General features: G+C 59.4%; 28 protein-coding genes and 1 pseudogene. 17 read left to right on the top strand and 12 right to left on the bottom strand.

Annotated features, from left to right (window positions below):
• Positions 1–50: 50 nt before the first annotated feature.
• The 3 genes from PWG15_RS20340 to PWG15_RS20330 all read right to left on the bottom strand — a co-directional run bounded on the left by PWG15_RS20340 (position 51) and on the right by PWG15_RS20330 (position 3,621).
• Positions 51–1,343: a CmpA/NrtA family ABC transporter substrate-binding protein gene (locus PWG15_RS20340; RefSeq protein ID WP_275022394.1), complete on the bottom strand. Its 1,293-nt coding sequence runs from the start codon at positions 1,341–1,343 to the stop codon at positions 51–53.
• Between the two features lie 347 nt (positions 1,344–1,690).
• On the bottom strand, positions 1,691–2,992 hold the full coding sequence (locus PWG15_RS20335; protein WP_425536723.1) for a CmpA/NrtA family ABC transporter substrate-binding protein: 1,302 nt from the start codon (positions 2,990–2,992) through the stop codon (positions 1,691–1,693).
• 41 nt (positions 2,993–3,033) lie between these two features.
• Entirely contained in the window at positions 3,034–3,621 is a 588-nt protein-coding gene (locus PWG15_RS20330) for an ANTAR domain-containing response regulator (protein WP_275022392.1), read from the bottom strand.
• Positions 3,622–3,795: 174 nt separating this feature from the next.
• On the opposite strand from PWG15_RS20330, the gene PWG15_RS20325 reads away from it, so the two are divergent.
• The 3 genes from PWG15_RS20325 to PWG15_RS20315 all read left to right on the top strand — a co-directional run bounded on the left by PWG15_RS20325 (position 3,796) and on the right by PWG15_RS20315 (position 6,343).
• Entirely contained in the window at positions 3,796–4,602 is an 807-nt protein-coding gene (locus tag PWG15_RS20325; RefSeq protein ID WP_275022391.1) for an AraC family transcriptional regulator, read from the top strand.
• Positions 4,603–4,693: 91 nt separating this feature from the next.
• Positions 4,694–5,611, top strand: a complete 918-nt coding sequence (locus PWG15_RS20320) for a DMT family transporter (protein WP_275022390.1) — start codon at positions 4,694–4,696, stop codon at positions 5,609–5,611.
• A 33-nt stretch (positions 5,612–5,644) separates the two neighbouring features.
• On the top strand, positions 5,645–6,343 hold the full coding sequence (locus PWG15_RS20315) for a B3/B4 domain-containing protein (protein ID WP_275022389.1): 699 nt from the start codon (positions 5,645–5,647) through the stop codon (positions 6,341–6,343).
• Positions 6,344–6,412: 69 nt separating this feature from the next.
• On the opposite strand, the gene PWG15_RS20310 is transcribed toward PWG15_RS20315, so the two are convergent.
• Positions 6,413–7,996, bottom strand: coding sequence for a peptide chain release factor 3 (locus PWG15_RS20310; RefSeq protein ID WP_275022387.1), 1,584 nt, complete (start codon positions 7,994–7,996; stop codon positions 6,413–6,415).
• A 91-nt stretch (positions 7,997–8,087) separates the two neighbouring features.
• Between PWG15_RS20310 and dut the strand changes: the two genes are divergently transcribed.
• Complete coding sequence (gene dut / locus PWG15_RS20305; RefSeq protein ID WP_275022386.1) at positions 8,088–8,561, top strand: dUTP diphosphatase; 474 nt, start codon at positions 8,088–8,090, stop codon at positions 8,559–8,561.
• 18 nt (positions 8,562–8,579) lie between these two features.
• Here dut and PWG15_RS20300 read toward each other — a convergent pair whose 3' ends face one another.
• Positions 8,580–9,017: an Lrp/AsnC family transcriptional regulator gene (locus tag PWG15_RS20300; protein WP_275022385.1), complete on the bottom strand. Its 438-nt coding sequence runs from the start codon at positions 9,015–9,017 to the stop codon at positions 8,580–8,582.
• A gap of 132 nt (positions 9,018–9,149) precedes the next feature.
• On the opposite strand from PWG15_RS20300, the gene PWG15_RS20295 reads away from it, so the two are divergent.
• Together PWG15_RS20295 and PWG15_RS20290 are read left to right on the top strand one after the other, a co-directional pair.
• Complete coding sequence (locus tag PWG15_RS20295) at positions 9,150–10,064, top strand: DMT family transporter (RefSeq protein ID WP_275022384.1); 915 nt, start codon at positions 9,150–9,152, stop codon at positions 10,062–10,064.
• Positions 10,061–10,366 (top strand): NIPSNAP family protein, encoded by a 306-nt coding sequence (locus PWG15_RS20290; RefSeq protein ID WP_275022382.1) that lies wholly within the window; start codon positions 10,061–10,063, stop codon positions 10,364–10,366. The genes PWG15_RS20295 and PWG15_RS20290 overlap by 4 nt, the downstream gene beginning before the upstream one ends.
• 85 nt (positions 10,367–10,451) lie before the next feature.
• Here the strand turns inward: PWG15_RS20290 and PWG15_RS20285 are convergent, their stop codons facing one another.
• Entirely contained in the window at positions 10,452–11,084 is a 633-nt protein-coding gene (locus tag PWG15_RS20285) for a LysE family translocator (protein ID WP_275022381.1), read from the bottom strand.
• A 174-nt stretch (positions 11,085–11,258) separates the two neighbouring features.
• Between PWG15_RS20285 and PWG15_RS20280 the strand changes: the two genes are divergently transcribed.
• On the top strand, positions 11,259–11,876 hold the full coding sequence (locus tag PWG15_RS20280) for a LysE family translocator (protein ID WP_275022380.1): 618 nt from the start codon (positions 11,259–11,261) through the stop codon (positions 11,874–11,876).
• 136 nt (positions 11,877–12,012) lie between these two features.
• Positions 12,013–12,981, top strand: a complete 969-nt coding sequence (gene cysK / locus PWG15_RS20275; RefSeq protein WP_275022379.1) for a cysteine synthase A — start codon at positions 12,013–12,015, stop codon at positions 12,979–12,981.
• Positions 12,982–13,044: 63 nt separating this feature from the next.
• On the opposite strand, the pseudogene PWG15_RS20270 reads toward cysK, so the two are convergent.
• A pseudogene (locus PWG15_RS20270) lies at positions 13,045–13,947 on the bottom strand (YifB family Mg chelatase-like AAA ATPase); the annotation flags it as partial.
• Between the two features lie 36 nt (positions 13,948–13,983).
• On the opposite strand from PWG15_RS20270, the gene PWG15_RS20265 reads away from it, so the two are divergent.
• Positions 13,984–15,639, top strand: coding sequence for a recombinase family protein (locus PWG15_RS20265; protein WP_275022378.1), 1,656 nt, complete (start codon positions 13,984–13,986; stop codon positions 15,637–15,639).
• Here PWG15_RS20265 and PWG15_RS20260 read toward each other — a convergent pair.
• Positions 15,636–15,872, bottom strand: a complete 237-nt coding sequence (locus PWG15_RS20260) for a hypothetical protein (RefSeq protein ID WP_275022377.1) — start codon at positions 15,870–15,872, stop codon at positions 15,636–15,638. The genes PWG15_RS20265 and PWG15_RS20260 overlap by 4 nt on opposite strands.
• 492 nt (positions 15,873–16,364) lie before the next feature.
• Between PWG15_RS20260 and PWG15_RS20255 the strand changes: the two genes are divergently transcribed.
• From PWG15_RS20255 to PWG15_RS20235, 5 genes are all read left to right on the top strand, one after another.
• Positions 16,365–16,703 carry a hypothetical protein gene (locus tag PWG15_RS20255; protein ID WP_275022376.1) on the top strand — a complete coding sequence of 113 codons (339 nt, stop codon included), beginning with the start codon at positions 16,365–16,367 and terminating at the stop codon, positions 16,701–16,703.
• A gap of 133 nt (positions 16,704–16,836) precedes the next feature.
• Positions 16,837–18,321 (top strand): hypothetical protein, encoded by a 1,485-nt coding sequence (locus tag PWG15_RS20250; RefSeq protein ID WP_275022374.1) that lies wholly within the window; start codon positions 16,837–16,839, stop codon positions 18,319–18,321.
• A gap of 361 nt (positions 18,322–18,682) precedes the next feature.
• The gene (locus PWG15_RS20245; RefSeq protein ID WP_275022373.1) at positions 18,683–19,000 is read left to right on the top strand and encodes a hypothetical protein; all 318 of its coding nucleotides are present in this window, start codon (positions 18,683–18,685) and stop codon (positions 18,998–19,000) included.
• A gap of 9 nt (positions 19,001–19,009) precedes the next feature.
• Entirely contained in the window at positions 19,010–20,263 is a 1,254-nt protein-coding gene (locus tag PWG15_RS20240) for a plasmid recombination protein (RefSeq protein ID WP_275022371.1), read from the top strand.
• Positions 20,263–20,655, top strand: coding sequence for a putative Ig domain-containing protein (locus PWG15_RS20235; protein ID WP_275022370.1), 393 nt, complete (start codon positions 20,263–20,265; stop codon positions 20,653–20,655). Before PWG15_RS20240 ends, PWG15_RS20235 begins: the two co-directional genes overlap by 1 nt.
• A 374-nt stretch (positions 20,656–21,029) precedes the next feature.
• On the opposite strand, the gene PWG15_RS20230 is transcribed toward PWG15_RS20235, so the two are convergent.
• The 3 genes from PWG15_RS20230 to PWG15_RS20220 form a co-directional block, all read right to left on the bottom strand.
• Positions 21,030–21,296 carry a hypothetical protein gene (locus PWG15_RS20230; RefSeq protein ID WP_275022369.1) on the bottom strand — a complete coding sequence of 89 codons (267 nt, stop codon included), beginning with the start codon at positions 21,294–21,296 and terminating at the stop codon, positions 21,030–21,032.
• Between the two features lie 207 nt (positions 21,297–21,503).
• Positions 21,504–22,274, bottom strand: a complete 771-nt coding sequence (locus tag PWG15_RS20225) for a hypothetical protein (RefSeq protein ID WP_275022368.1) — start codon at positions 22,272–22,274, stop codon at positions 21,504–21,506.
• Positions 22,275–22,401: 127 nt separating this feature from the next.
• A complete protein-coding gene (locus PWG15_RS20220; protein ID WP_275022366.1) occupies positions 22,402–23,034 on the bottom strand; it encodes a recombinase family protein in 633 nt (210 codons plus the stop codon).
• Positions 23,035–23,352: 318 nt separating this feature from the next.
• On the opposite strand from PWG15_RS20220, the gene PWG15_RS20215 reads away from it, so the two are divergent.
• The 3 genes from PWG15_RS20215 (at position 23,353) to PWG15_RS36570 (ending at position 24,751) form a co-directional block, all read left to right on the top strand.
• Complete coding sequence (locus tag PWG15_RS20215) at positions 23,353–23,895, top strand: hypothetical protein (protein ID WP_275022365.1); 543 nt, start codon at positions 23,353–23,355, stop codon at positions 23,893–23,895.
• Positions 23,895–24,290: a hypothetical protein gene (locus PWG15_RS20210; RefSeq protein ID WP_275022364.1), complete on the top strand. Its 396-nt coding sequence runs from the start codon at positions 23,895–23,897 to the stop codon at positions 24,288–24,290. The genes PWG15_RS20215 and PWG15_RS20210 overlap by 1 nt, the downstream gene beginning before the upstream one ends.
• A 170-nt stretch (positions 24,291–24,460) precedes the next feature.
• Positions 24,461–24,751 (top strand): DUF6998 domain-containing protein, encoded by a 291-nt coding sequence (locus tag PWG15_RS36570; RefSeq protein WP_425536722.1) that lies wholly within the window; start codon positions 24,461–24,463, stop codon positions 24,749–24,751.
• A gap of 60 nt (positions 24,752–24,811) precedes the next feature.
• Here the strand turns inward: PWG15_RS36570 and tnpC are convergent, their stop codons facing one another.
• Complete coding sequence (gene tnpC, locus PWG15_RS20205) at positions 24,812–26,464, bottom strand: IS66 family transposase (protein WP_275022363.1); 1,653 nt, start codon at positions 26,462–26,464, stop codon at positions 24,812–24,814.
• Positions 26,465–26,497: the final 33 nt, after the last annotated feature.

Raw genomic sequence — 26,497 nt, 5'->3', positions numbered from 1 at the left:
GGAATTCGTAAGCGGTAGCTGGCCGTCACGCCGGCCAGCATCGGCAGTGGTCAGGCGACACGCGAGATGGAAAGGCTCTTGAGGTAGGCTTGCGGATCCGCGGGATCGAAGACCTTGCCGTCGAAGAATTTTTCGATGCCGCGCGAGGTGGATGCCGGCACGTCGGTGATGCCCAGATCCTTGGCGGCCTCACGCCAGATATCCTCGCGATTGACCTTTGCAACGAGCGCCTTGATGTCGGTATCGGGCGCGAACTTGCCCCAGCGGATGTTCTCGGTCAGGAACCAGGTGTCGTGGCTCTGGAACGGATAGGAGGCGTGGTCGCGCCAGAACTTCATGAAGTGCGGGCTCTGTTCGACGACCTTGCCGTTGCCGTAGACGTATTCACCCTTGAGCCGATCGACGATGTCCTTCGGCGGCACGTTGAACCAGCTACGTTTGCCGACGATTTTCGCCAGCTCGTCCTTGTTGGCCATGTCGTCGCACCATTGCGCCGCCTCCTGGATCGCCATGGTGAGCGCCTTGGCAGCACGCGGGTTTTTCTCCACCCAGTCGGCCCGCATGGCGAAGGATTTTTCCGGATGCTCGTTCCAGATCTCGGCGGTGTTGACGGCGGTGTAGCCGATCTTCTGGTTGACGAGTTGCTCGTTCCAGGGCTCGCCGACGCAGAAACAGTCCATGGTGCCGACTTTCATGTTGGCGACCATCTGCGGCGGCGGGACGACGATGGTTTCGACGTCCGTATCCGGGTCGATCCCGCCGGCAGCGAGCCAGTAGCGGATCCAGAGATCATGGGTGCCGCCGGGGAAGGTCATCGCCACCTTGGCGGCGGCACCTTCCGCCTTCTTTTTGGCGAAGGCTTCCTTGAGGGCGGCGGCGTCGATCCCGACCTTGAGATCGGCATAGGCCTGGCCGACCGAGATCGCCTGCGCATCGAGATTGAGGCGGGCGAGGATTGCCATCGGCAGCGGCTGGTTGTTCTGAGTGACCTTGCCGGTCGAGATCAGGTAGGGCATCGGCGTCAGGATATGGGCGCCATCGATGCCGGCACCGGCGGAGCCGAGCACCAGGTTGTCACGCGTCGTGCCCCAGGAGGCCTGCTTGACCACCTCGACTTCGGTCATGCCGTACTTGTCGAAGAGGCCTTTCTCCTTGGCGATGATCAGCGGTGCGGAGTCGGTGAGCGCGATGAAGCCGAGTACGGCCTTCGTGGTTTCCGGCCCGGAGGCTTGCGCAAGGGCACCGGATGGGAAGGCCGACTTGACCGCGCCGAACAGGGCGGCGGTTGCCGTGGTCTTCAGCAGGTTTCGGCGGGTCAGACCGCCGGTCAAAAACTTGGTCATGCGCAGGTCCCTCTGCTCGGGTCGAAAAACCGGACATAAAAAAACGCCGCTCGGTGATTGCGTCCGGGATCGGGAGGAACCCACGGGAACAAAAACCTTGCGACGTCGGTGTCGTTGGCAAACGCGATCTGGCGTTTGAGCTCGCTTCGATCGCCGTTGACCGGAGCATTTCTAGAAAAGCAAGGGCCGTGCCAGTTCGCCTGCGCGGCCTTAGTGGATTGAATTCAAAACGTAATTTGCGGATGCGGATGCGGCGCCCACAAATGCGGCTATTGTAGAATCTGCTGAATTATTGTGCGACGCACATATTTCACGCCCGGACTCTGCACAAACATGGTGCGCCATCGTCAGCCCTCCGCCTCGACGGGAGCGGCTTCTGCCGAAGCGCGGACCGGGAAGGAACGGACATAGGTCTCGACGTCAGCGGGATCGAAAACGTGTCCATCCATGAAGCGCTCGCCTGGTCTGTCGCCCTCGATACGAACATCCGCATCGGCGGGAGCAGCTGCCTCGCCGAGCGCCCGACGATAGAGGTCGGGGCGATAGGCGGCAGCCGCAATCGCCTGCATCCCGGGCGACAGCCGCACCTGCCCCCAGCGGGCCATCTGGCTGTAGATCCACAACGCCTGGCCGGGACGTGGATAGTTGGCGTGGTCTCGGTGAAAGACGAAGTAGTCGTCGATTACACGCCTGTTGCCGGCCGCATCGATGGTGAACTCTCCGGCGAGGACCCGGCGGATGATTTCGACCGGGGCACCGATGTAGCGGGGGGCGGCGAGCAGTTCGGCAAGCGTGCCGCGATTATCCGGCTCGTCGCACCAGCGTGCTGCCCGATCGAACGCCAGGATCAGATGCGACACCGTTTCGGCGTTACTCTCGGCCCATTCGGGCCGCATGCCGATCACCTTTTCCGGCGCGGATGGCCAGATGTCCTGCTTGGCGGCGACGATACGTCCGAGGCCACGCTCGGAGGCCACCATGTTCCAGGGCGCGCCGACGCAGAAACCGTCGATGGCGCCGGCGGCCAGTGCATCCGAAGTCAGCGGCGGCGGCACGACGACGAGCCTGACGTCGCGGTCGGGATCGATGCCACCGGCGGCCAGCCAATAGCGAAACTCGTAATTGTGCGAGGAAAAGGGATAGGTGACGCCGAGTGTCGGCGGCGCTTCACCGCTTTTGCGCATGTGGGCAAGCACCGCTGCGAGCGCACGCGCATAGGCGAGCGCATCCTCTGGCTTGCCAAGGCCACCTTCCTCCTGCATGCGGGCGAAGAGCCGGTTGGAAAGCGTTATCGCATTGCCGCCGCGCCCGAGCGAGAACGGGGCGACCGTCGGCGAGGGATTGGAGCCGAGGCCAAGCATGGCTGCAACCGGCATTGGCGACAGCATGTGGGCGATATCGAACTGACGAAAGGCAAGGCGGTCGCGCACATTGGCCCAGGAAACGTCCTTGACGAGATCGAGCGTCAGCCCCTCCTTGCGGGCGAAACCGAGTTCCGCCGCTGCGATCAGCACGGAGGCATCGACCAGCGGAATGAAGCCGGCGCGGATCGTACGCGCCCCTTCGCCGCTGAGCCGCACGGGCGCAGGCAACCCTTCGCCCATCGCCGCGCCGGGCCGCGAGTTGTCGATGGTCGTCATGACGTTCACTCCACTGTCTCCTTCCGACCGCTCGGCCGCCAGCGCACGCATCACATCAGCAGGCCCGCTGCCGTCACTACGCTTTGCGCGATCTCCGACATCTTCTTCTTTTCGTTCATCGCCGTCTGGCGCAGCAGCGCGAAGGCCTCATCCTCGGAGAGACCGCGCATCTTCATCAGGATGCCCTTGGCGCGTTCGATCACCTTGCGCTCCTCCAGCGCCGACTTGGCATCGGCGAGTTCGCGCTGGAGCCGACTGAAGGCGTTGAAGCGGCTGACAGCCATGTCGAGGATCGGCTTGACGCGCTCCTTCTTCAGCCCATCGACGACATAGGCGGAAACGCCGGCCTCCACCGCCGCCTCGATCGAGGCCGTGTCGGAACGGTCGACAAACATGGCGATCGGCCGCCCAACGGTGCGGGTGAGCTGAAACAAATGCTCCATCATGTCGCGGTTGGGGTTTTCGATATCGATGACGATGACATCGGGCCTCAGCCTCTCGATGGTGCGGGCCATGCGCTGGACCTCGTGGATGACCGTGACCTTGCGATGGCCGGCCTCATGCAAGCCCTCCTCGATGATCGAGGCGCGGATGGCGTTCTCGTCGATCACGAGAATGGTGAGGTCCCGGTGCGTCATGGCTCGATCATGATGCAGCGCAGCAAATTCCGCAACAGATTTTGCCTAATGTTTCAACAAACTTATATTTTGCATAATTTCTACTCACATCGCCAAATGAATGGGCGAAGTCAGGACGATGGCGGGATGCACCCGAAGGATGTAGAAGTCTTTGAGCAAAGGATCGGCGCACGGATGCCAAGGGGTCAATTCAGGATGCTGCAGAGCGCGACCGCGGGCATAGACGCGGTCGAGGCGGAGACGCGCCATTCCTTCGCCCGCCATACCCATGACCAATTCGGCATCGGCCTCATCTACCAGGGCGCCCAGAAGTCGCTCAGCGGCCGCGGCATGATCGAGGCCGGCGCCGGCGACATGATCACCGTCAATCCTGGCGAGGTGCATGATGGCGCGCCGATCGGCGATGCCGGGCGCTCCTGGCGCATGCTGTATTTCGATCCTTCCGTCATCTCCACCGCCGCCGAAGATATCAGCCAGGGCCGGTCGGACGCCGGCGAGTTTGCATCGCCGGCTTTTACGGATGCGGAGGCAGCAAATCAGTTCCGGATGCTGTTTGCGGCAATCACAGACCCTACAGCCAAGGACGAGACGATCCGGCGCGAAGAGCGGCTTCTGTTGCTGCTCGCAAGCGTTCTTGCCACCGGCCGGCCGGAACGATGCGAAAAACCGGCCACAGTCTCCGCCGCAAAAACGATGATCGACGACGATCCGACGGCGGCAATCACCCTTGCGGATCTCGCTGCGGAGGCAAGGCTCAGCCGCTTTCAACTTGTGCGCAACTTCGCGAAATCGGTCGGCCTGACACCGCATGCCTATATCGTGCAGCGCCGCATCGATCTCGCCCGCCGCCTGATCGGCAAGGGCACACCGCTGGCAGAAGCGGCAGTCGCCGCCGGCTTCGCCGACCAGAGCCACATGACGCGCGTGTTCGTCAGCAAGTACGGTCTCTCGCCCGGCGCTTATGCCGAGGCAAGGAAGTAGCACCCGCAATTCCGTTCAAGACCCGCCTCCCCCTCCGGCGCATTGCTCACTTTGCGCATAGGCAAGCGCGGCACTGCAACGGAGAACGGACATGTCGGAAAAATTTCAGGGCTACCTCTATCTGTCGCTGGCGATGATCCTCGTCGGCAGCACGGTGATCGCCAGCAAGATCATTGCCGCCGGCTTCGCCCCCTTCACAGCGACGGCCATGCGTTTCGCCATCGCCTTTCCGCTTTTCCTGCTGCTGATGCGGCTAACCAAAACACAGTGGCCGAAACTCGGGTCGCACGACTGGATGATCCTCATCGCCCAGGCAGGAGCCGGCAGCGTCGGCTACACGACGCTGCTGATTGCCGGGCTGAGCCTGACATCTGCGGCCAACGCGGGCGTCGTGATCGGCACTCTCCCCGTCGTTTCCGCAGCGATCGCCTTCCTGCTTCTCGGAGAGCGCCCCGACCGCCGGATGCTTGCGGCGATCGCGCTTGCCGCCTTCGGCGTGCTCACGATCATCTTCAAGCCCGGCGACGGCGGCGGCCATTCTGCGCTCGGCATCGCGTTGATTTTCGGCGCCGTCATCTGCGAGGGCCTGTTCATCCTTCTCAACAAACGCGTGAAGGCCGAGGTCTCCCCACTCGCCCTCTCGACACTGATGGCCGGGCTCGGGTTCGCGGTGTCACTCATCCCCGCCCTCTTCGAGACACATGCGACTGAAGAGATCGACCAGGGCGCGATCGTTGCGGTTGTCTACTATGCCCTCATCCCTACCGTTGCCGGCTTCCTGCTCTGGTATGCTGGATCGGCAAAAGTGAGTGGCACCGAGGCTTCCGTCTTCACGGCACTGGCGCCGGTCTCGGCCGTGCTCTTCGCCTTTCTTTTGCTCGACGAGCCGATCGGGGACCACCAGTTGCTCGGGATCGGCTGCGTGCTTGCCGCCGTGCTTGGCCTCACCGTACCGCAGATCCGCGCCGGTAGAAGAACAGCGCGCGCCTTACCCACCAGGAGGGCTTGAGCCAGAATGACCCCACCAATTTGGAGGACCTCCATGCACTTCCAGCACGCAAACGATATCTGGCGCGATTTTCCGGAACTCAGCGCCGGCGCGCTCTTCATCGATGGCGTACGCGGCGATGTTTCGCTCGGGGACCATGTTCGCCAGTTCCAGACGATTGCCGGCGACCGCCTCGACGCCGGATCGGAAAGCGATCTGCCGGAAATCCAGGCATGGCGCCGGGCCTTTGCCAAGATGGGGATGAAGCCGACACAGTATCGGTCGGCCTCCGAGGCGTTGCTCAGACGTTTCAGGAAGGAAGGCAATCTGCCGGCGATCCATCCGCTGATCGATCTCTGCAATGCCGCATCGCTCGCCTTCGCCATTCCGATCGCGGTCTTCGACCTCTCACGCGTCAGCGGTTTTCTGCATGTCCGCCGGGCGCTCGGCAGCGAGACCTATCTGACCTTCGCGGGGGAAACGGAAAATCCGGAATTCGGCGAGGTGATCTTTGCGGATGCCGACGGACGGGCACATGCCCGACGCTGGACCAACCGGCAGAGCGGCCATTCGGCGATCCGGCCGCAGACGACACATGCGCTGATTGTGGCCGAGGCCCTGCACGAGACGGCAGTCGAGGATATCGAGCGTTTGATGACCGTGCTTCATGAAGCGACGACGGCAGCCTGGGGCGTTCGCCCGAGCATGGCCATGCTCGATCGCTCGTCACCGCGTTTCGACTTTTCGACGTAAAGACTTAGGTCCAACACCTGAGATGCCGGAAGCCGGCCGACGCTTGGGCGCCGGCCGGACTGAAAGCAATCAGGCCGCCTTGGCGACGTGATACTCCTTGATCGCGACCATCTTGATCGCCGGATAGCGTTCCGCCTCGTAGCGCAGCGAGAAGCTGTCCTGCGCCAGGAAGACCGGGTCGCCATCGAGGTCGCGGGCGATGTCGCCGCGGCGGGCCGTCACGAACTTGTCGAGTTCGGCCGGCTGATCGGACGAAATCCAGCGGCAGACGGAGAAGCGCGACATTTCGAAGGACACCGGCAAGCCGTATTCGGCGCTGAGGCGCTCCTTCAAGACGTCGAGCTGCAGCGCGCCGACAACGCCGACGATCGCCGGGGAGCCATCCTCGGGCGAGAACAGCTGGACGACGCCTTCTTCGGCCATCTGCTGCAGCGCTTCCTTCAGCTTCTTCGCCTTCATCGCGTCCTCGAGCCGCACGCGGCGCAGGATTTCCGGCGAGAAGTTCGGAACGCCTTGAAACACCAGCGGTTCGCCCTCGGTCAGCGTGTCACCGATCCGGAGCGTGCCGTGGTTGGGAATGCCGACGACGTCGCCGGCGTAAGCCGTGTCGGCGAGCTGGCGCTGCGAGGCGAAGAAGAACTGCGGGGCACTCAGGCCCAGCTGCTTGCCGGTGCGCGATAGGCGTGCCTTCATGCCGCGCTCCAGCTTGCCGGAGCAGACGCGGGCAAAGGCGATGCGGTCGCGATGGTTCGGATCCATATTGGCCTGGATCTTGAAGACGAAGGCCGTCATCTTGTCGTCGGTCGCGTGCACCGTGCGGATATCGGCCACCTGGTCGCGCGGCGGCGGCGCGATGTCGCCGAGCGCGTTGATGAGATCGCGCACACCGAAGTTGCGCAGCGCCGAGCCGAAGAACACCGGCGTGAGGTGACCTTCGAGGAAAGCCTTCTTGTCGAAGGGCTTGCAGGCCTCGATCGCCAGCGACAGCTCGTCGGTAAAGGCGTCGCGCTCGTTTTCCGGCAGGCGATGGGAGGCCATTTCCGGGCCGTTGACCTTGGTCGGGATTTCCTGCGTGTCGGAGCCGCGCACGGTGTTGTTGGCGAGGTGATAGGAACCGCAGAAGGTCTTCGAGCGGCCGATCGGCCAGGTGACCGGCGCGCAGTCGAGCGCCAGCTTTTCTTCGACCTCGTCGAGGATCTCGAAGGGATCGCGGCTCTCGCGGTCCATCTTGTTGACGAAGGTAATGATCGGGATGTCGCGCATGCGGCAGACTTCGAAGAGCTTCAGCGTGCGCGGCTCGATACCCTTGGCGGCGTCGATGACCATGACTGCGGCATCCACCGCCGTCAGCGTGCGGTAGGTGTCATCGGCGAAGTCTTCGTGGCCGGGCGTGTCGAGGATGTTGAAGACGTTGCCGCCATATTCGAAGGTCATCACCGAGGTGACGACCGAGATGCCGCGTTCGCGCTCGATCTTCATCCAGTCCGAACGGGTCTGGATGCGGTCCTTCTTGGCCTTGACTTCACCGGCGAGCTGGATGGCGCCGCCGAACAGCAGCAACTTTTCGGTGAGCGTGGTCTTACCGGCATCCGGGTGGGCAATGATCGCAAACGTGCGGCGGCGGGAAACCGCCTCGGTGAGAGTTTCAGCCATGTCGTAAAATCCTGTGAGTTGCCGCGTCCTTTACAGGCTCGGCCCCGATTATGCAATTGACCGAGGCGTCTGCCGCCCGGCTTATGCGGTCATGAGCACGCACCCTTCCGAATCCCGCCCGACCCTCAACCTCGTTCGGCTGCCGCATGGCGAAGGCCTCGAGCTGCCCGCCTACGAGACGGCGGGCGCCGCCGGCATGGATCTGCGCGCGGCCGTCCTCGCCGATCGGCCCCTCATGCTCACCCCGGGCAAACGCGCTCTCGTTCCAACGGGCTTCATCTTCGAAGTGCCCGCAGGCTATGAAGCCCAGATCCGCCCGCGCTCGGGCCTCGCCTTCAAGCACGGCATCACCTGCCTCAACACACCCGGCACCATCGACAGCGACTATCGCGGCGAAGTGAAGGTTCTGCTGGTCAATCTCGGCGACGAGGACTTCATCATCGAGCGCGACATGCGCATCGCGCAGATGGTGATCGCGCCGGTTACGCAAGCCACGGTCCGCGAGAGCGACAATGCCAGCGAGACGACGCGCGGGGCCGGTGGCTTCGGCTCGACCGGGGTCTGAGATCCCCAGTTCTAAAAACTAGATCAAGGGCGGCAGCCGGCGCCTGACCGGTGACGACTTGACGATCGAAGTGTTGGTCTGCGCCTTCTCGGCGATGCGGTCGAGGATCGTATCGAGTTGCGTCATGTCGCGAACGAAGAGCTTGGCGATGAAACAATCGTCGCCGGTGACCTTGTCGCATTCGACGATCTCGGGTGTATCCTGGATCAGCCGTTCGACGATGTGCAGCATGCCCGGCATCGGGCGCACGCGGATCACTGCCTGCAGGGGATAGCCGAGCTTCAGCGGGTTCAGCGCTATCGTGAAACCATCGAGGATGCCGCGCTCTTCCAGCTTGCGCAGCCGATCGGCCGCACTCGGCGAGGACAGGCCCGCCTCCTGCGCCAGCTCCTTCAGAGACACCCGCGCATTGGCTGCCAGAATGTCGAGGATTCGTCGGTCGATCTCATCCAACATCGCGCCACCGTAAGCCGAAACAACAAGTATAACTTCGAAGATTAGGCATTATCGCACAATCACCTTTTCCAATCCATGGAAAATGCGGAACCGGCCGGCTATTCTCGGATCATCAACCAGGGGGTGGCGACTATGAACTCGGAACTCAGGCGCGGCAGCATCGAGATGACGGCGGCGATGCTGATCTCAGGCACCATCGGTTGGTTCGTGTTGATGTCGGGCCAGCCGGTGACCAGCGTGGTGTTCTGGCGGTGTGTCTTCGGCGCAATCACGCTCGTTGCCATCGCCTGGTTCTTCGGCCTGCTCGACCGGAAGCATTTCAGCCGCCGCATGCTGCTGCTGTCGGTCGTGGGCGGGATCGCGATCGTCGTCAACTGGCTGCTGCTCTTTGCCGCCTATTCCCACGCATCGATCTCGATCGCGACCATGGTCTACAACACCCAGCCCTTCATGCTTCTGGGGCTCGGCGCAGTGTTTCTCGGCGAGAAGATCACGGCAACGAAGATCTTCTGGCTCTCCGTCTCCTTCGCCGGCATGCTGGCGATTGTCGCCGCCAAGCCCGGCCATGGTTTCGCGCCGGAGAGCTATCTGATCGGTGTAGCGCTTTCGATCGGCGCCGCCTTCTTCTATGCGATCGCCGCGATCGCGACAAAGCTGCTCAAGGGCACACCGCCGCATCTGATCGCATTGATCCAGGTGATCACGGGAACCCTGATGCTGGCGCCGATGGCGCTCGCTGGCTCCGCCCCGTCAGGTGCTGCGCAATGGTCGATGCTCGTCACCGTCGGCGTCATCCACACCGGGCTGATGTATGTGCTGCTTTACGGCGCGATCCAGCGGCTGCCGACGCATATGACCGGCGCGCTCTCCTTCATCTACCCGATCGCCGCCATCGTCGTCGATCGCATCGCCTTCGGCCATCAGCTGCAGCCGATCCAGATCCTTGGCTCGGTCGCGATCCTTATGGCCGCCGCCGGCATGAATCTGGGCTGGAAACTTCGCCTCCCCTCTTCTATCAAGCGTGAACGCGAAGGGAGAGCCGCATGATCACCTGCTACCTGAAATACATCATCGACCCCTACAAGGCCGCCGAGTTTGAGCACTACGCCAAGCTCTGGATCCCGCTCGTCAATCGCCTGGGTGGCGCCCATCACGGCTACTTCATGCCACATGAGGGAGCGAACAACGTAGCGCTCGCGCTCTTCAGCTTTCCAAGCCTTGCGGCCTACGAGAGCTACCGCCAGGAAATGGCCAAGGACCCGGAGTGCCAGGAAGCCTTCGCCTATGCGGACAAGACGCGCTGTATCGTCAGCTACGAGCGCAGCTTCATGCGGCCGGTTTTCGAGTGAACAATTCCCGGAAAAGTGTGAAGCAGTTTTCGATCCGGAGGTTTTCGATCCGGAATTGTGTCGCCGGAAAGAACGCGAGCGCGGATTAACGCCGCGCCTCCGACGCCATGCTCAAGGCAAATCCGAAAAGCGCCGTGCCCATGGCCCAGCGCTGCACCACCATGAACAGCGGCCTCCCGGCGAGGAAGGCCGCGATGCCGCTGGCGGCAACGGCGATCATTGCGTTGACGGTAACGCTGGTCATGATCTGGATCGACCCGAACACCAGCGACTGACCGAGCACGTTGCCGAGTTCGGGCCGAATGAACTGCGGCAGTAGCGAAAGATAGAGCACCGCCACCTTGGGATTGAGCAGGCTCGTCAGAAAGCCCATGACGAACAGCTTCTTCGGCCCATCCTTCGGCAGATGACGGACCTGAAACGGCGAACGCCCGCCGGGCCTGACTGCCTGCCAGGCGAGATAGAGAAGATAGCCGGCGCCGGCGATGCGGAGCACATCATAGGCAAAGGGCACGGCCAGAAGCAGCGCGGTGATGCCGAGTGCGGCCGAGAGCATGTAGACGACGAAGCCGAGCGCGACGCCGCCAAGCGAGATCAATCCGGCGCCCGGCCCCTGGCTGATCGAGCGCGAGATCAGGTAGATCATGTTCGGCCCCGGCGTCAGCACCATGCCGAGGGCAAGGAGGGCAAAGCCGATGAGGTCTTTCAACTCGGGCATGAGGGGCGCCTTTCGCTTGTCTTCGCAAGCTCTACGCATCTCGCATCGCCGCACAATGCCTGGACTTGTCACCGGGTCAATTTTGTCGCGCGGCATCCAGGTGCCGTCGTTCTGAGAGTTCCTTTTGTTGGCGGTTTGCGTTAAAAGTTCGCATCACCATCGGAAGGACCGTCCATGACGCTCGCGGCTCTCATCGCCTATAGCGGCGCTCTCTTCATCGCTGCGGCCATCCCGGGTCCCGGCGTGACGGCGCTGGTTGCCCGTGCGCTCGGCTCCAGTTTCCGCGAGACCTTCTTCATGGGCCTCGGCATCGCGCTTGGCGACATGGTCTATCTGACCGCCGTCATTCTCGGGCTGGCGCTGATTGCCCAGACCTTCACCACGGTCTTTCTGGTGGTGAAGTTCGCCGGTGTTCTCTATCTCGGCTACATCGCCTGGAAGCTCTGGAGTACGGGATTGCTGCCGGAGGACATCAAGGCGAAGCCGTCGACAAGTGCCGCCATGTCGTTCCTCTCCGGCCTGCTGATCACGCTCGGCAATCCGAAGACGATGCTGTTTTACGTCGCGCTTGTTCCGACGCTGATCGACATTCAGGCAATCGGCCCCAGCGACTACGGCCTGCTTTTGACGGCGACCTTCCTGGTGCTTCTGACGGTACTGGTGCCCTACATGCTGCTCGCGTCACGGGCACGCCTGCTGCTCAAGCAACCCAAGGCACTCAAGGCCCTGAACCGGGTTGCGGCCAGTGTGCTCGCCGGCACGGCCGCCTACATCGCCGTCCGCGCAAGCTGAAAAAACTTTTCCCGAACAACGACTTCGCCGGTGCTTTTTCCTCCGGCGGATCATCGCGCCGTGTTTGTCGTTCTGGAATTGAGTGGCCGTTGTTCCTATTCTCATAGCTGACAGTTCACGCCCAAGGGAGAAACCCATGTCCGATACACGCAAGCCCGGCCGCGGCCGCGTCTATTCCTCGATCACCGAAACGATCGGCGACACACCCATCGTGCGGCTGGACAAGCTTGCCAGGGAAAAGGGCGTCAAGGCAAACCTGCTCGCCAAACTTGAATTCTTCAACCCGATTGCCTCGGTCAAGGACCGCATCGGCGTGGCGATGATCGAGAGCCTGGAAGCCCAGGGCAAGATCGTTCCCGGCCGCACGACGCTGATCGAACCGACCTCGGGCAACACCGGCATCGCGCTCGCCTTCGTTGCCGCCGCCAAGGGCTACAAGCTCATTCTCACCATGCCGGAGACGATGTCGGTCGAGCGCCGCAAGATGCTGGCGCTCTTCGGTGCCGAGCTGGTCCTGACAGAAGGTGCCAAGGGCATGAAGGGCGCGATCGCCAAGGCGCAGGAGCTGGTCGAGACCCTGCCTGACGCCATCATTCCACAGCAGTTCGAAAACCCGGCCAACCCGGAAATCCACCGCAAGACGACGGCCGAGGAAATCTGGAACGATACCGATGGTGCTGTCGACATTTTCGTGTCCGGCATCGGCACCGGCGGCACGATTACCGGCGCGGGACAGGTGCTGAAGGCGCGCAAGCCCTCGATCAAGGTGATCGCGGTCGAGCCGGAAGAATCTCCCGTGCTCTCCGGCGGCAACCCCGGCCCGCACAAGATCCAGGGCATCGGCGCAGGTTTTGCGCCTGCAATCCTCGACACCTCGATCTATGACGAGATCGTCACCGTCAACAGTGCCGAAGCGATCGAGGCTGCCCGCCTTGTCGCGAGACTCGAAGGCGTGCCGGTCGGCATCTCTGCCGGCGCCGCACTGACGGCGGCAATCGAGGTCGGCCAGCGCGAGGAAAACGCCGGCAAGACGATCGTCGTGATCATTCCATCCTTTGCCGAACGCTATCTCTCGACAGCGCTGTTTGAAGGTCTTGGCGGTTAAGTCACGGCTTCTCCTGCAATCGAAAAGGGCGCCTGCGGGCGCCCTTTTCTTTCGAACGGACCTTTACGCCGCCGCCTGCAGCCTCTCGCCGGCAATTCGGTAAGAAATCGCTTCGGCCAGATGAATACGACCGACCGTCGCCGCGCCGTCGAGATCGGCGAGCGTGCGTGCGACCTTCAGCACACGATGGTAACCGCGCGCGGAAAATTTCATCTTCTCGGCGGCGTCTCGGAGAAGCTGCAGACCCGCCGCGTCGGGCTCGGCGATCTTCTCGATCATCGAGGTCGAACACCGGGCATTGCTGGTCAGCTCCGCATGGCCGAGGGCGGCGAAGCGATCGATTTGCAAGGCGCGGGCGCGGGCGACCCGGCGGGCCACGACCTCGCTGCTTTCGGCTGTCGCCGGCTTCAACAGGTCGGCGGCGCTGACCGCCGGCACGTCGATGCGGATGTCGATGCGATCCATCAACGGGCCGGAGATGCGCGCCTGATAGTCCGACATGCAGCGCGGGCCGCGCGCGCAGGTGCGGCCGGGCTCGCCCGCCATGCCGCAGCGGCACGGGTTCATGGCGGCGATCAGCTGGATGGCGGCAGGATAGCTGACGCGATGATTGGCGCGGGCGATAATGCACTCGGCGGTTTCGAGCGGCTGACGGAGCGCATCGAGCACCTGGGGCGAAAACTCCGGAAACTCATCGAGGAACAGCACACCGTGATGCGCGAGCGAGGCCTCGCCGGGCTTGGCGCGCAAGCCGCCACCGACCATGGCGGCCATGGTGGCGGAATGGTGCGGCGTGCGGAAGGGACGGCGGTCCGAGAGCTTGCCGCCCGGCAATTGTCCGGCGATCGAATGGATCATCGACACTTCGAGCAGTTCGGCCGGATTGAGCGGCGGCAGGATCGACGGCAGGCGGGCGGCGAGCATGGATTTCCCTGATCCCGGCGGTCCGACCATCAGCAAGTTATGCTACATTAATCCCATAGTCCATGCTATGAGGTTTGCATGATCGCGAAAGCCTACTCCTACATTCGATTTTCGACACCTGAGCAGGCTCGCGGCGACTCTCTTCGCCGTCAAACAGAGAAGGCCGCTAGTTGGTGCAAAGAACGCGGCATTGAATTAGATGACACGCTTCGCGACCTGGGTGTGAGCGCATACCATGGAGCGAACCGCACCACCGGCGCTTTACGGTCCTTCCTCCAGTTGGTCGAGTCAGGAAAGGTAGTTCGGGGTTCATATCTCATTGTCGAAAGCCTCGACCGTATTTCGCGCGAAACGGTAATGGATGCCGCCAGTCGGCTTTTCGACCTCATTCGCGCTGGAATTATCGTCGTCACGCTCAGCGACGGACAGGAGTATTCGGAAGAGCGACTGCGGACAGATTGGACGCCGTTGCTCTTCTCATTGATTGTAATGGCCCGCGCACACGAGGAATCGCGGATCAAATCCGAGCGAGTTGGCGAGGCTTGGAAGCAGAAAAAAGCTGCGGCTCGATCTAAGAAAATTCCTATCACGAAGCGGTGCCCAGAATGGCTTAGCATCGAAGGCGGAAAATTTGTAATAAACGAGGAAAGAGCCAAGATTGTTTACCGTATTTTCGAGGCAACAATAGACGGATTTGGTCGGCGCGCTATTTCCAGGAGAATGAATGAGCTTGGAATTCCAGCCTTTCGCGGGAAAAAAGGCTGGCAAATATCCTCAATAGCTAAGATTTTATCCAGCAAAGCTGTGCTTGGGGAGTATCAGCCACATGCTGGTCGACATAGTGCTCGCAATCGCACCCCTCAAGGCGAGCCAATACTTGATTATTACCCTCCCATCATAAAAGAGGAAATGTTCTGGCAAGCGCAGTCCGCCGTAACCAGCCGACAGCACGGATCGGCTGGAAGGACCGGGGTTAGAGGGGCGCATATCCTCAAAGGCTTGGCGAAATGTGGTGAATGCCAAAGCGTCATGCACATAAGCAACAAAGGCCCGAAACCAAAAGGTGGCGTTTATTTGGTCTGCGAGAACGCCAAGCGAAAGATGGGCTGCGAGAACGCCAAACATTACCGTGTAGATGAGACGGAGCGCAAATTGCTTCATGCGCTGAGCCAGCTTGTCGCGGAAGACATAGATTTCAAACGAAACGAAGCCAACCAGGGCTCTGAAGTCATTTCCTTGGAAGCACAACTGGCGGACAAAGAGAGCGTCCGCGATAAATTACTGAGGCTTGTGGAAACAACAGACTTTGACGAAGCGTTAAATGAGCGGTTCCAACAAACAGCAACTGAATTAAAGGAAATAAAGGCAAAACTGAAAAAGGCGAAGGCCGATCTGAAGATGGTCAGGTCTGAATACGACTCGGCAACACGCAAGGCGTTGTTGGATGATTTGCTTGCCGATATCGAATCGGTGGATACACAGAAGGTTGTGGCAACGAAGGTCAAGTTGAACGCGATTATTCGAGGGATAGTCGATCATGTCAAATTTTCTCGTCTGCCTGGGATACAGATGACGATTACCAATCGCTCTCGCTTCCATATTGATACAGACGGTACCTATCTCACGAAGGGCGGACAGGGGATCGGTACAATCGTACTGCTCGAAGAGAACGCATCCGACGAAGCCTTTGAGGCGTTCTTTGGCGTGCCTCGATCCAGCTTTGATTGGGACTAAGCCTTGATCCGGTCGAAAGCTCGAATCCCATCTCTTTGAATCTCCCGCCTCAATTCCGCCGCCGCTCCAGGCAAACGGGACCTACGGACCAGCGTCTTTTCCTTGCTTCCGTGCTGCTGGATGTAGATCGCGGCGTGATACCAGATTATGCCGCCGTTTGCGTCTGTCTGGCAGACTTCGACGACTTCGATATTAACCGTCAGCCCTCGAATTCTTGTGATCGTTTGGCGCATTGAAATCTCTGCTTTCTCATTGATTTTATTACATAATATATAGCAAAAATCGCGATTATTGAGAATCCAGTGCCCGGGAAAAATGACGGCTTTGGGATAGGGTTCGTAAACATATTTGAGCGGATTTTAATAGTTTTGAGAGATAATCATTTACCTCCTATTCGGGTGCCAGGCGGAGCGGGAGGGCTGTCACGGGGGCCGCCCAGAGCCACGCACAGGCCGCAGGCCGCGCATGGCGAGGACGGCGCGCAGCGAACCCTTGACTGACCGGAGCGACCCAATCCTACGGCAACCGGACAGGGACAGAAGGCCAACGGCCGCTAGCCCCTGTCCGGACTAGCCCACCGGCAATGAGGTTGGGGGCGGGCAAGGCCGGAAGGCCGCGACAGGGGGCCGAAGCCCCCGGGAGACTATCGCCGACGATTTTCTCTTACATTCCCAAGAAATGTCACTAACTGCGGCGTGTCGGCTGTTTTTTAAGGAGTAAGCGACATGTTAGCATTTAGTGATTTTCGTGGTGGACCTGCGGGCAACCTTTGCGAACGGGTCGGACTTTCGTTGATGGGCGTGACGTCTTGGTCAGCGTTTGCTGCGCACTTTCAGCAAGTGAATAAGAAGACTGAGGGCGCGCTTGTTGAACGCCTGATGAGCTTTCCCGCATCATCAGGTGAAACCGCCCTTATCATGGCCATTCTTCACGCTGCGGATTATTCCAGATTTGCGGATGAGCTTGCTGGTGGCAAGGCGTGGCACCTCCTGGAGTATGCACATGATGATTATGCTGCCGCCGTTGCATCTGTCATCCTTCGGCGGGATCGCGTTAACGCTTGACGCCGATCATCTTTGCTCTGAGCATAAAAAAACCGACGTCATAGGGTTAGCGGCCCTCGGTCGGTTTTTCGTAGGAATGTTTTATAATGATGAACAATCTTTATGACATTGTAAAGCCGCCATTGACGGCTGAGTGACCGGGGGGCTGGCACATAGCCCAGCCCAAAACACACAGACAGACGATTTTCAAAAAAGAAATGTTGACATTAATTCGGGGCCTCAAGGTTTCGACTACGGCGCTTTTGGTGCGCGCCAGCACATTGAAAATCTCCATCCAAACAGTTCACGCAGCGGCCTGAGAAATGGCGTAATCAGCTTTGCGCAGCGTGTGCGCGGGCAGGAAAAGCCATGGAAAGAGTGGACGGTTCCCGTCGGCGGCGGCGCGATAATGGAGGCCGAACGGCTTTTTCAGCAGGAAAACCGGACTGACCTGTACGTCTCGCAAGCCGCATTTTGGAAATGGCGATCTATTTCACAACTGACGGCTATCGGGGCCTGCTATGCGGACCTCGACTATCACAATGTAGCTCGGTGGCGTGGGAAGGCTCCGAGCGATGTAGCCAGTGCCGTTCTCGGTCATCTGGAAGAAGCGATTATCCCACATCCGTCGTATATCCTGTCGACGGGCCGAGGTCTTGTTTGTGTTTGGCTGTCGGAATTGCTTCCTCGTGCCGTCCTACCTCGGTGGAATGCCGTCCAGAAGCGTCTAGGATCGGTTCTAGAGCCGTTCGGAGCGGACAAGCGGGCATTGGACGCGGCCCGCGTCTTTCGGCTTGCAGGAAGCGAGAACTCCAGCGCAGACCGGGACAGGTGCAAAGTCGGGATGGTGTGGTGTCATGGGTCGCCGGAAGCGCCGACGCGCCACGATTTTGGGACGCTTGCAGATGAAGTCCTACCTGTCACCCATGCTGAGCTAATTTCTCTCCGTGCTGAGCGGGCGAAGCGCAAGGCGGCGGGAAAGGACCAGACAGGCCCGGCGGTACATCTGTCGGCGGCGACCTATTGGGAAACAGTGCTGACCGATCTCCAACGACTTCGGGCGTATCGTTGTCCAGAGGGCGATTTGCCGGAAGGCCAGCGTGACGCATGGCTGTTCATGGCGGGCGTTGCCATGTCATGGATTTCTCCGGCGGAAGTTCTTGGTCGAGAAATCATATCGCTCGCGAACGAGGCGGCGGGATGGCGCGACAGCGAAACGAAATCCCGCATGTGCTCCGTGATCAAGCGCGCGCGGCAGGCAGCGGCAGGACAGACGATTACGTTCAACGGTCGCGAGGTCGATTGCCGTTATCAGGTGAAGGCCAGCACCATTGTCGAATGGCTTCGGATCGATCCGGCGGAACAGCGCGCGGCAGGTTTGCGGGTGTTGGTTGATCAAGGCCGGAAACGGGAACTTTCCGTCGAGCGCATGGAGAGGTCGAGGCGTGACAGAGGCGTGAAGGATCGGGGCGTACAACAGGCGGCACGACTAGAGATGGGCGGTATGGCGCTATATCTGCAAGCAACGAAGGGCATGCGTCGCGATGACCTTGCAGCGCATTTCAATGTGTCGGCGGGGCAGATTTCCAAGGCTATGGCTGAGGCACGGCAGGCGCGCCAAAGACAAGGAAAATTATGATTTTCCCATGACCGGGGGACAAAGCCCCCCGGACCCCGTGGAAGGTAAACACCATACACCGCATCACTTCGTGACGAACGCTGATTTTCCAGCGTTTCGCTTTGTCGGCCAATGGCTGGCAACGAGGCCATGCGGCCTGAGAGTGATCGCCTCCCCGGCGAATGAGGGGGCAGTCGGCAGACCCTCAACGGCGTTGTCTCCATGAAGTGGTCCGGCTGAAGGCCCCTCGGAGAGCCGACACTATCGAAGATAGTGCTAGTCGGTCACTATATCTTTGTTTCCGGTACCAAAATCCGCTTTGCGCCCATTGTTTTTGCCCGCACCATTGTAGGAGTAATTTCCTATTCTTTGGAGCGAAGCAATGACTGAAGATGATATTTCGGCGAAAGTCGCGGCAATTGTCGACCTAGACATAGTGCGAGTAACAACTTTGCATGCGTTGCACCGCACAGTGCGTGCAAATGATCCAGCGCTTGCGAAAATCTGGAAATCGCCTGAATTGGGCGAGTGGCGCGATCTGCGTACGCATCCGCAATACGGGCCGGTCGCGGAGTGGATGTGGGATGTCGAAGGCCGATCTTGCGAACTGAAATATGAGCTTGTTGCTGAGTTTGGCGACAACTGGGATGAGCTTAATGACGTTCTTTGTGCTGAAGTGTTGCGCCGTCGCATGACTTGAGGTGATGCAGTGGGCTACCAGTTTATCCATTTAGAGGGGTATGCTCGCAAGGCGGACGCGAAGGGTCGGGACACGAATTTTATTTTCGGTGAAGCATCTCGTCGCCCTGAAGTCTCGGTGCATGTTTCTGCTCCCTTGACGCCTGTCGTCGTGTTCGGCATCGGTATTGAGGATGTACAGGAAATGCATGACGCCGCCGTGGCGAGCGCCACTGTCGCAGTTAAGGGCGGCAAGACCCGGAAAATCCGCACCGATCAAAAGACACTTCACACGGTTGTCGCCTCGCATCCTCTCACCATGGACGAAATCCGCGTCGATCCCGGCAAGCGCCGGGAGGCAGAAGCGTGGGAGAAGCGGACGGTCGAATGGTTGCGACACCAGTATGGCGACGATTTGAAATCCGTGATCCGTCACGAAGACGAGTCCCATTTTCATATCCACGCTTATGTCGTGCCGATCTCCGATCCTGAGCTGAAAGCGCAGAAATACCACCCCGGCGCGACCGTGAAGCGGTCCGTAATGGATGCTGGTTCAACCGAAGGCGAGGATCAAAAGGCACTCATGAAGCGTGCCAATGCCGCCTACAAGGCTACAATGCGGGCATGGCAAGATTCCTACCATGTAGCGGTTGCCGTACCCTCCGGTCTTACGCGACTCGGCCCGCAACGTCGCCGCCTGACGCGGGATGAGTGGCAGCGTGAACAGGTACAAGCGAAATCACTGCAAAAGGTCGTCCAGCGCGCGAAGGCAGTCAAGGCGGATGGTGAGGCCTACATAAGCCGTACGAAGGCCGATGCCGCCAACATCGCCGCCGATGCTGCTCGCGCGCAGGAGGCTGCCCGCAAAGCCGCTGCTGCCGCTCTGGCTGCGCAGGATCGCGCCCGGCAAGAACAGGAGCAGGCGAAAGCGGCAATGGCGGACGCTGTTAAATACGGCGGCTGGGCCGGTCGCATCCGCGCCATCTGGGATGGATTTCGGAGATCAAAGCTAGTCGAGCAAATCCGGTCTGACCTTTCAGGTGAAATAGACCGTTGGCGCGACAAGGCAAAAGACGCCGAGCGCAGACAGCTTGAAGCAGAGCGCCAGCGCTATGAAGCAGAGCAACAAGCTCGTGAGGCGAAAGATGCGGCCTTTAAGGCGGGCGTCGAGCGTGATCGACTGCGGTCGATTCTATCGCCTGCTGCCGATCATTCCGCGCCGGAACTCTCGCTGGGTCCGAAACTGGTATTGAAACCCGATCTCAAAAAAAAGGAAAAAACGTAATGCTTAAAGCACTTTCAATCGCAGTCATCCTATCCGCGTCCAGCGCTTCGGCTGGTGAAATAGTCTGGAGGTCGCCAACCACCGGCACTATCGCAGTTATTTCTGATTCAGCGCCAACACAGCCGGAACCCGAACCGGAGGAACCGGTACTTGGCGTTCATTATGCGCCGATCCGGGTTGCCGCCGGATCGGTCGTCAAAGTCTCTCCTGTCGGCGATGTCGGCGGATATGTATTCAATTCGAAAGACCGGCTGCCTGTGGGGTTGATGCTCGATACGTCAACCGGCAAAATCATTGGTGTCGCTGCGCAGCGGGGAAATTATAGCGTCACCATAAAGGCGACGAAGGACGGCGAGTATTCGGATTTGGTGCTGTCAATCACCATTTCCTAATGTCCGCTCTGTGGCTCGGAGCGGGAGGTGCGGGGGCGAATGGAGCCGTCCCCGCATCATCTTCTCTACCGATCATTTCATCTTCCGCCGGTCGCTACTGGCGACATGCAGGAAGAGGGTGCTGCCCTCGACCGACACTTTCGGCCATCCCTTCGAGGAGCAGTCACCGCACCTCTTCGATATGATACTCTTCACGTCTGCCACGGTGAACGGCTGCTCATCCGTGGCGGCCTGATGCCACTTTTCGAATATCTGTCCTTTGATGATGGCCGGTATGACGCAAAGGCTGCACCGCCGGTACCGGCTCCGATACATCCGAAATTGGGTAATAGTCTCGTCGCCTGACAGGTCATGGTCTGGTGGCAACGCCGCCATTATGCGGCACCATTTAACGACCGCACGAGCTTACCAATCTCGGCAGCGGGCACAGGAGTGAACGGGATTTTCGGCTGTGTCGTCTCCTCCTCAGACATCAGGTAGATCGCACCGCCCGCAGCCGTAATGCGGATGTCTGCCGCCTCGTACCTGAAGACGGCCTCCCCTGGCTTTGGCTTCCAATTGCTGAAAGCCGCAATCGCGTCGCCCGTGTCGAGCATCGAATTCTGGATCACGTCCGCAGAGATGTAGATTGTATTCATCATGCCAAGCTCCTTTTCGTTGTGAACGACGAATAGGTAGTTGAGCAAATTTATTCCGTCAAATGGTTTTTTTGAGCAAAGGAATTCTTCTAAAAAATCAAATTAAATGATTTTCTTCCAAATTCCTTTGGTGCGGTCGAATTTTCGAGAAAACTCCTTGCAACGAAGAATTGCCAGGTCTCCGACCAAGGAATTCTCGGAAAAATCCCTTCAATTTGGCTCGGGAATTCCTTGGTCACCGTCGTTTTTTCGCGATAATTCCCGTTCGCGTTTTGCTTCTTCGGCTTCGCGGCGCTTGCGGATTTCCCACCCGACGGCAGCGGACTGGAAATTTTTGGTGATTTCGTCGCTGGAACCCGCACGGCACATCAACAAATCGCCGAGGTCAGTCGCATATGCTTCGTCCAAATATTGGTGAGTTTCGGCAGGGGACATGAGTTTGATCGCCGCGAACGCATCGGCTTGCCAATATGGTGCGGTTAGGTCGTACATGAGTTCGCGAAGGGTTGGACGATAGCCCCAATCTCTATAGCGGCGCGGAAAAAGCTCATGCTCCGGGTCCGCCTCCCAGCGCCGTTTGAGCGCAGCTTTACTCGTTAGGCTGATGCCGCGAGCGTCCGCCAGTCTTGTCCACTGCTCATAGGAGTAGCCGTCGATATAGTCGTCGTGGCCGCGACGGGGCGCGAAATCATTTTCCGGCGATGGGGCCCATTCTTTCGGTTTTTCTTTCGGTTCTGGACGTGGTTCGTGCCAATGCTGAAACGTAAAAGCTGGCCGTGTCGATTCCAGGGCTGCAAGCAATGCCAGTAATAGTAGGAGCAGTAGGCGCTGGCGACGCTTTCGCGCCTCCTCGATCTGGCGACGTAATCGCTCGACACGGCGGCGATATTCATCTTCGCGCCGCTGGCGTTCGCGTTCGCGACGTTCTTCTTGCTTCCTGATTTTGGACTTCTGGGCGGGGGTAAGCTGGTGCTGCGGCATCGCGATCTCCTTTGAGAGAAAGGTCGCGTCCCGCGTTGCATAGGACAACTTATGAGAAATGACCGGACATGATGGGGCCCAAGGGCAAAAATTCCCCTGGTGGTCGATTTCCCGACGCTTGGGCCGGTCACAATCTCCATCGCGATAAGGCCGCTTCCGCCGCAACTGGGTCAGTTTTGATCCGGAGTATTGTCTGCCTCGTCAAACCTGTTTCCCTCGCTATGAAGGACGCTCCGGAACCAGCCATCAGCATCTCCTGGATCGTTTCAAAATCGCGACGGGTGTAGCTCGGCTTCTTGCCGGGGTACTTCCGGCTATCGCGTTTCGCCGCCATGATCCCAGCCTTCTGAGCCTCCTTCGTTACCTCTGACTGAGCCTGTGCCATCGCAGCCATGAACGAAATGAGTGAATCCCGCACCGCCTGCTGCATGGGGTCTGTAGTCGAGCCATCGAATGTCATGCCGTTTATGACTGTCCGGATCACAACGCCCTGCCGGATGAAGTGGCGGATTGTGTCTGTCACATCACTGTAATTGCGGCCAAGCCGGTCCACCCAACGGACAACGAGGGTATCGCCCGTCCGAAGCTTGTCGAAAAGCCGCTTTCCTTGGGGACGATCAGCAAGACACGTGCTGATACCTGATATGCCGTGATCGGCAATGATTTCGTCGATGACGAAACCAGCCGCCCGAGCTTGGGCGGTCTGGTGATCAATATTCTGTTCTGCGGTGGAAACGCGAGCATAGAAAATGACGGGCATGTGTCCTCCGGACTGTCCGATTGGATCATATCCAGAGGTTCAGGCGTCCGGATGCAAGTAACAACCCTTGCGGACGCCATCTGGCCGTCGATGGCAAGCGTCCGCGAGGGTATACCTCATCGGTGGGTTTTTCGACCACTACAGGGGTCGCAAGTTCTTGTAGGGCCTTCATAGTGGCCACTCCAAGCTCAGTCAGGTAGTGGCACTGGGGGTATTGTCCGACGGAAATGAAGACATTGCTCACGGTCTTTCCCAGGTTGTAACTCTATTGTAAATAGCGTGTATGCAGATCGATCCGCTAAAAACCTCGGAAGAGCAGTGACCGCATTCATCATTACATTTTTGGTTGCGCCAGCGCTGTTTCTAACAGCCTGGTATCTTAGCAAACCACTGCCACCAGAATTTGGTACCTATCGGCTGATAGATTGGCTGTCTATCATTGCCTTTTTCATAGGATATCTAGGGCTCGTATTCTCAGGGTATGCTGCGCTGGGCGTCAAGCGACTTTCTGATCGCTACTTCGCTCGTGTCCGCTTACCTGATTTACGCAGGAAAATTGATAAATTGGCCCCACAACTAGCGGATATCGCCGAATTGCCTGCCGACCAGGCTATTACGGCACAAGTATTTTCTGAAGTGTCGGTACAAATCGCCGCTCTCGGACGGTTGAACGGCTTCAAAAATAGAAAGCTCGCTAAGTCTATAATCTCTAAAAATCGGAAAGTCACAAAGTGGCTTTCTGCGAATCGATCAGCAGGCACGCTGCTCAACGAATGTGACGCGATGTGGGACCTTTTCAGAGAACTGAACGAGATCAGTCTGCACGTCAGCACCTCGATTGAGGAAGAGAAAGCAAAATAATGGTTTACACGCAACACGACTGGATCAGAGCCGTTTCGAAGCTGACCGAGCTTACGTCAAAGCAGCAAATTAAATGGGAATTAGCTCATGAATACGATGACGTAAACAATGAAAAGGTGGACAGGGCGTATGAGGCTAAACACCAAAAGAATAGGTATGTTTTAAAGCAGGTTCAAAGGCAGGAGTGGTACGACGAGGAACCGAACGATTATATATGGAACGGCCCATATTACTCTCTGGAGATTTATCAACATACGACTCCGATCAGAGAAGACTTAGTAACGACTGCCCCGAGCATGCCGATAGTTAGGGAGTTGTTCAACAAAGTGCAGTCTTTGCATGTTTATCAGCTGGGTGTGCTGGATGACCTCCTTAAGTCCGACGACTCGAACTGATCTTGGGAAATACCAGTTGTGAAGACCTATCCGCTGCGCAAAGGAAAGCGTGCACCTATTTTGGCGCTCCGGTAGAACCATTTGGGCCAGCGGCCGAGGCAATTAACGGGTCCTTTGAAAAGTTTCGACTAGAAGCCATTCACATTTGCAACGTGGAGACGCTAGGTCGTATGTGTGAACAGGACGTTTGCGATGCTGCTTGTACCGACGTGCAGCAGCACATTCTTCAAATATTCCACCTTCAGAAGCGGCTTAAAGAAGTCAATGGACGATACAGGTGGGCTGGCCTCGGAAATCTACTCGGTGATTTTGGAGAGTTTATAGCTATACGCCACTACGGTTTGAAGAAGGCGGGGTCCGGGTCACGGGACTACGACGCTACGTGGCGTGATCAAACGGTTCAGATCAAAGTAGCTCGACACTCGAAACGAGGTAAGCATCCGGCGAAGGCCGCAGGCTGAAGGCTTTTGGATTTTTCGGCGTGATTTGCGGTCCGCGTTGCGGCCGGATGGCCGGCATCTTCAGGCCGCGTGCATGTGCGCCGCTGGCGACGCGCTCTTCCAATTCCAAGGCAAGAACTCATCGATGCGATGCGCGGGATAACCGGCGATGCGGTGAAGTACGTCGGCGAGCCAGGCTTGCGGATCGACGCCGTTCATCTTGGCCGAGACAATCAAGCTGTACATGGCGGCGGCGCGCTGGCCACCGCGGTCCGATCCGGCGAATAACCACGATTTCCTGCCCAAAGCTATGCCGCGCAGGGCGCGTTCGGCGGCATTGTTCGAGAGGCAAACACGCCCGTCATCGAGGAAGAGGGTGAAGGCCGGCCAGCGGTTCAGCAGGTAATCGAAGGCCTTGGCGAGATCATGATCGCGCGACAGCTTGGCACGCTGAGCCTTCATCCACGCTTCCAGCTCCAGGACCAAGGGTTTGCTGCGCTCCTGACGAACCGACTTTCGGAACTCCGCGCTCTGACCGTTGATGTCGCGCTCGATGTCGAACAGGGCATCGATTCGCTGCACCATCTCCAGGGCGATCGGCGAGATGACAGCCGGCGTCTTGCCCTGCGCTCGTCGGCGCGCATTCGCCTCGACGTCGGCCATCGCGTAGAAGGGCCGCCTCGCATGGACCCAGCAGGCTGCTTCCGTTATCGGGCCGGGCCGTCGATCCGGAAGATAGAGCTTGGTGTATCCGCCATAGGCGTCCGCCTGCAGAATGCTGCTATAGCCGGCGAGATGCGCCTGCGGGTGCTCGCCCGCGCGGTCACGGGAATAGTAGAACATCGCCGATGGTGCAGCCGTGCCGCCGAACGGGCGATCGTCGCGGACATAGACCCAACTTCGGGCAATATCGGTCTTTCCTGCCGCCAGGACCGGAACCGTCGTGTCGTCACCGTGCAATCGCTCCGCCGCAAACGTATGGGCTTCGATCCGTTTGAGGAGCGGAGTGAGTGCGGCACAGCAAGCTCCGATGCTGTCGGCCACCGTCGACAGGCTGAGCGGAACGCCTTCGCGTTCGAAGCGCTCGACCTGACGGTTGAGCGGCAGGTGCTGGCCGAACTTGTCGAACAGGATCATCGCCAGGAGATTGGGGCCGGCCCATCCACGCGGGATGGCATAGAAAGGGGCCGGCGCCTGGCTGATCTTTTCGCAATCGCGGCAGGTGAACTTCTCGCGCACCGTCTGGATCACCTTCCATTGGCGCGGAACGACCTCGAGGGTCTCGGTGATGTCCTCGCCCAGCTTGCGCAGTCGGTCGCCACCACAGCACTGGCAGCTCACGGGACCGGGCACGACGACGCGTTCGTGCGGAAGATGCTCGGGCAAAGGCTTCTTCACCGGCCGGTTGCGGGTAAAGCCGGCGACATTGACGGTGGCCGCCACCGCCATTTCGGCCGCGAGTTCGTCCTCGGTCGCCGCCATCTCCAACTCCGCCAGTTGGAACTCCATCTGATCGATCAGCCGGGCGCGACGCTCTGCCTTCGGGCCGTAAAGCTGCCGCTCGAGTTTTTCGATGCGCAGCTTCTGCCGGGCAATGACAGCAAGATCGTCGGACGCTTTGGCTTTGGCAACGGCAAGTTCAGCCTCGATCTGGGCGCCCTTGGCGCGTGCCGCGATGAGCTCTGCTCGCAGGGCGGCAACATCGTCGGGAAGCAAATCGGGGCTGTTTTCCATGCCCGAAGTGAATCACAGAAGCCCTGATTTGCC

This window comes from Ensifer adhaerens, from assembly GCF_028993555.1.
In the GTDB taxonomy this organism is placed as follows: Bacteria; Pseudomonadota; Alphaproteobacteria; order Rhizobiales; family Rhizobiaceae; genus Ensifer; species Ensifer adhaerens_I.
The sequence above is the reverse complement of the archived record's forward strand: the minus strand, read 5'-3'. Positions and strand labels throughout refer to the sequence as shown.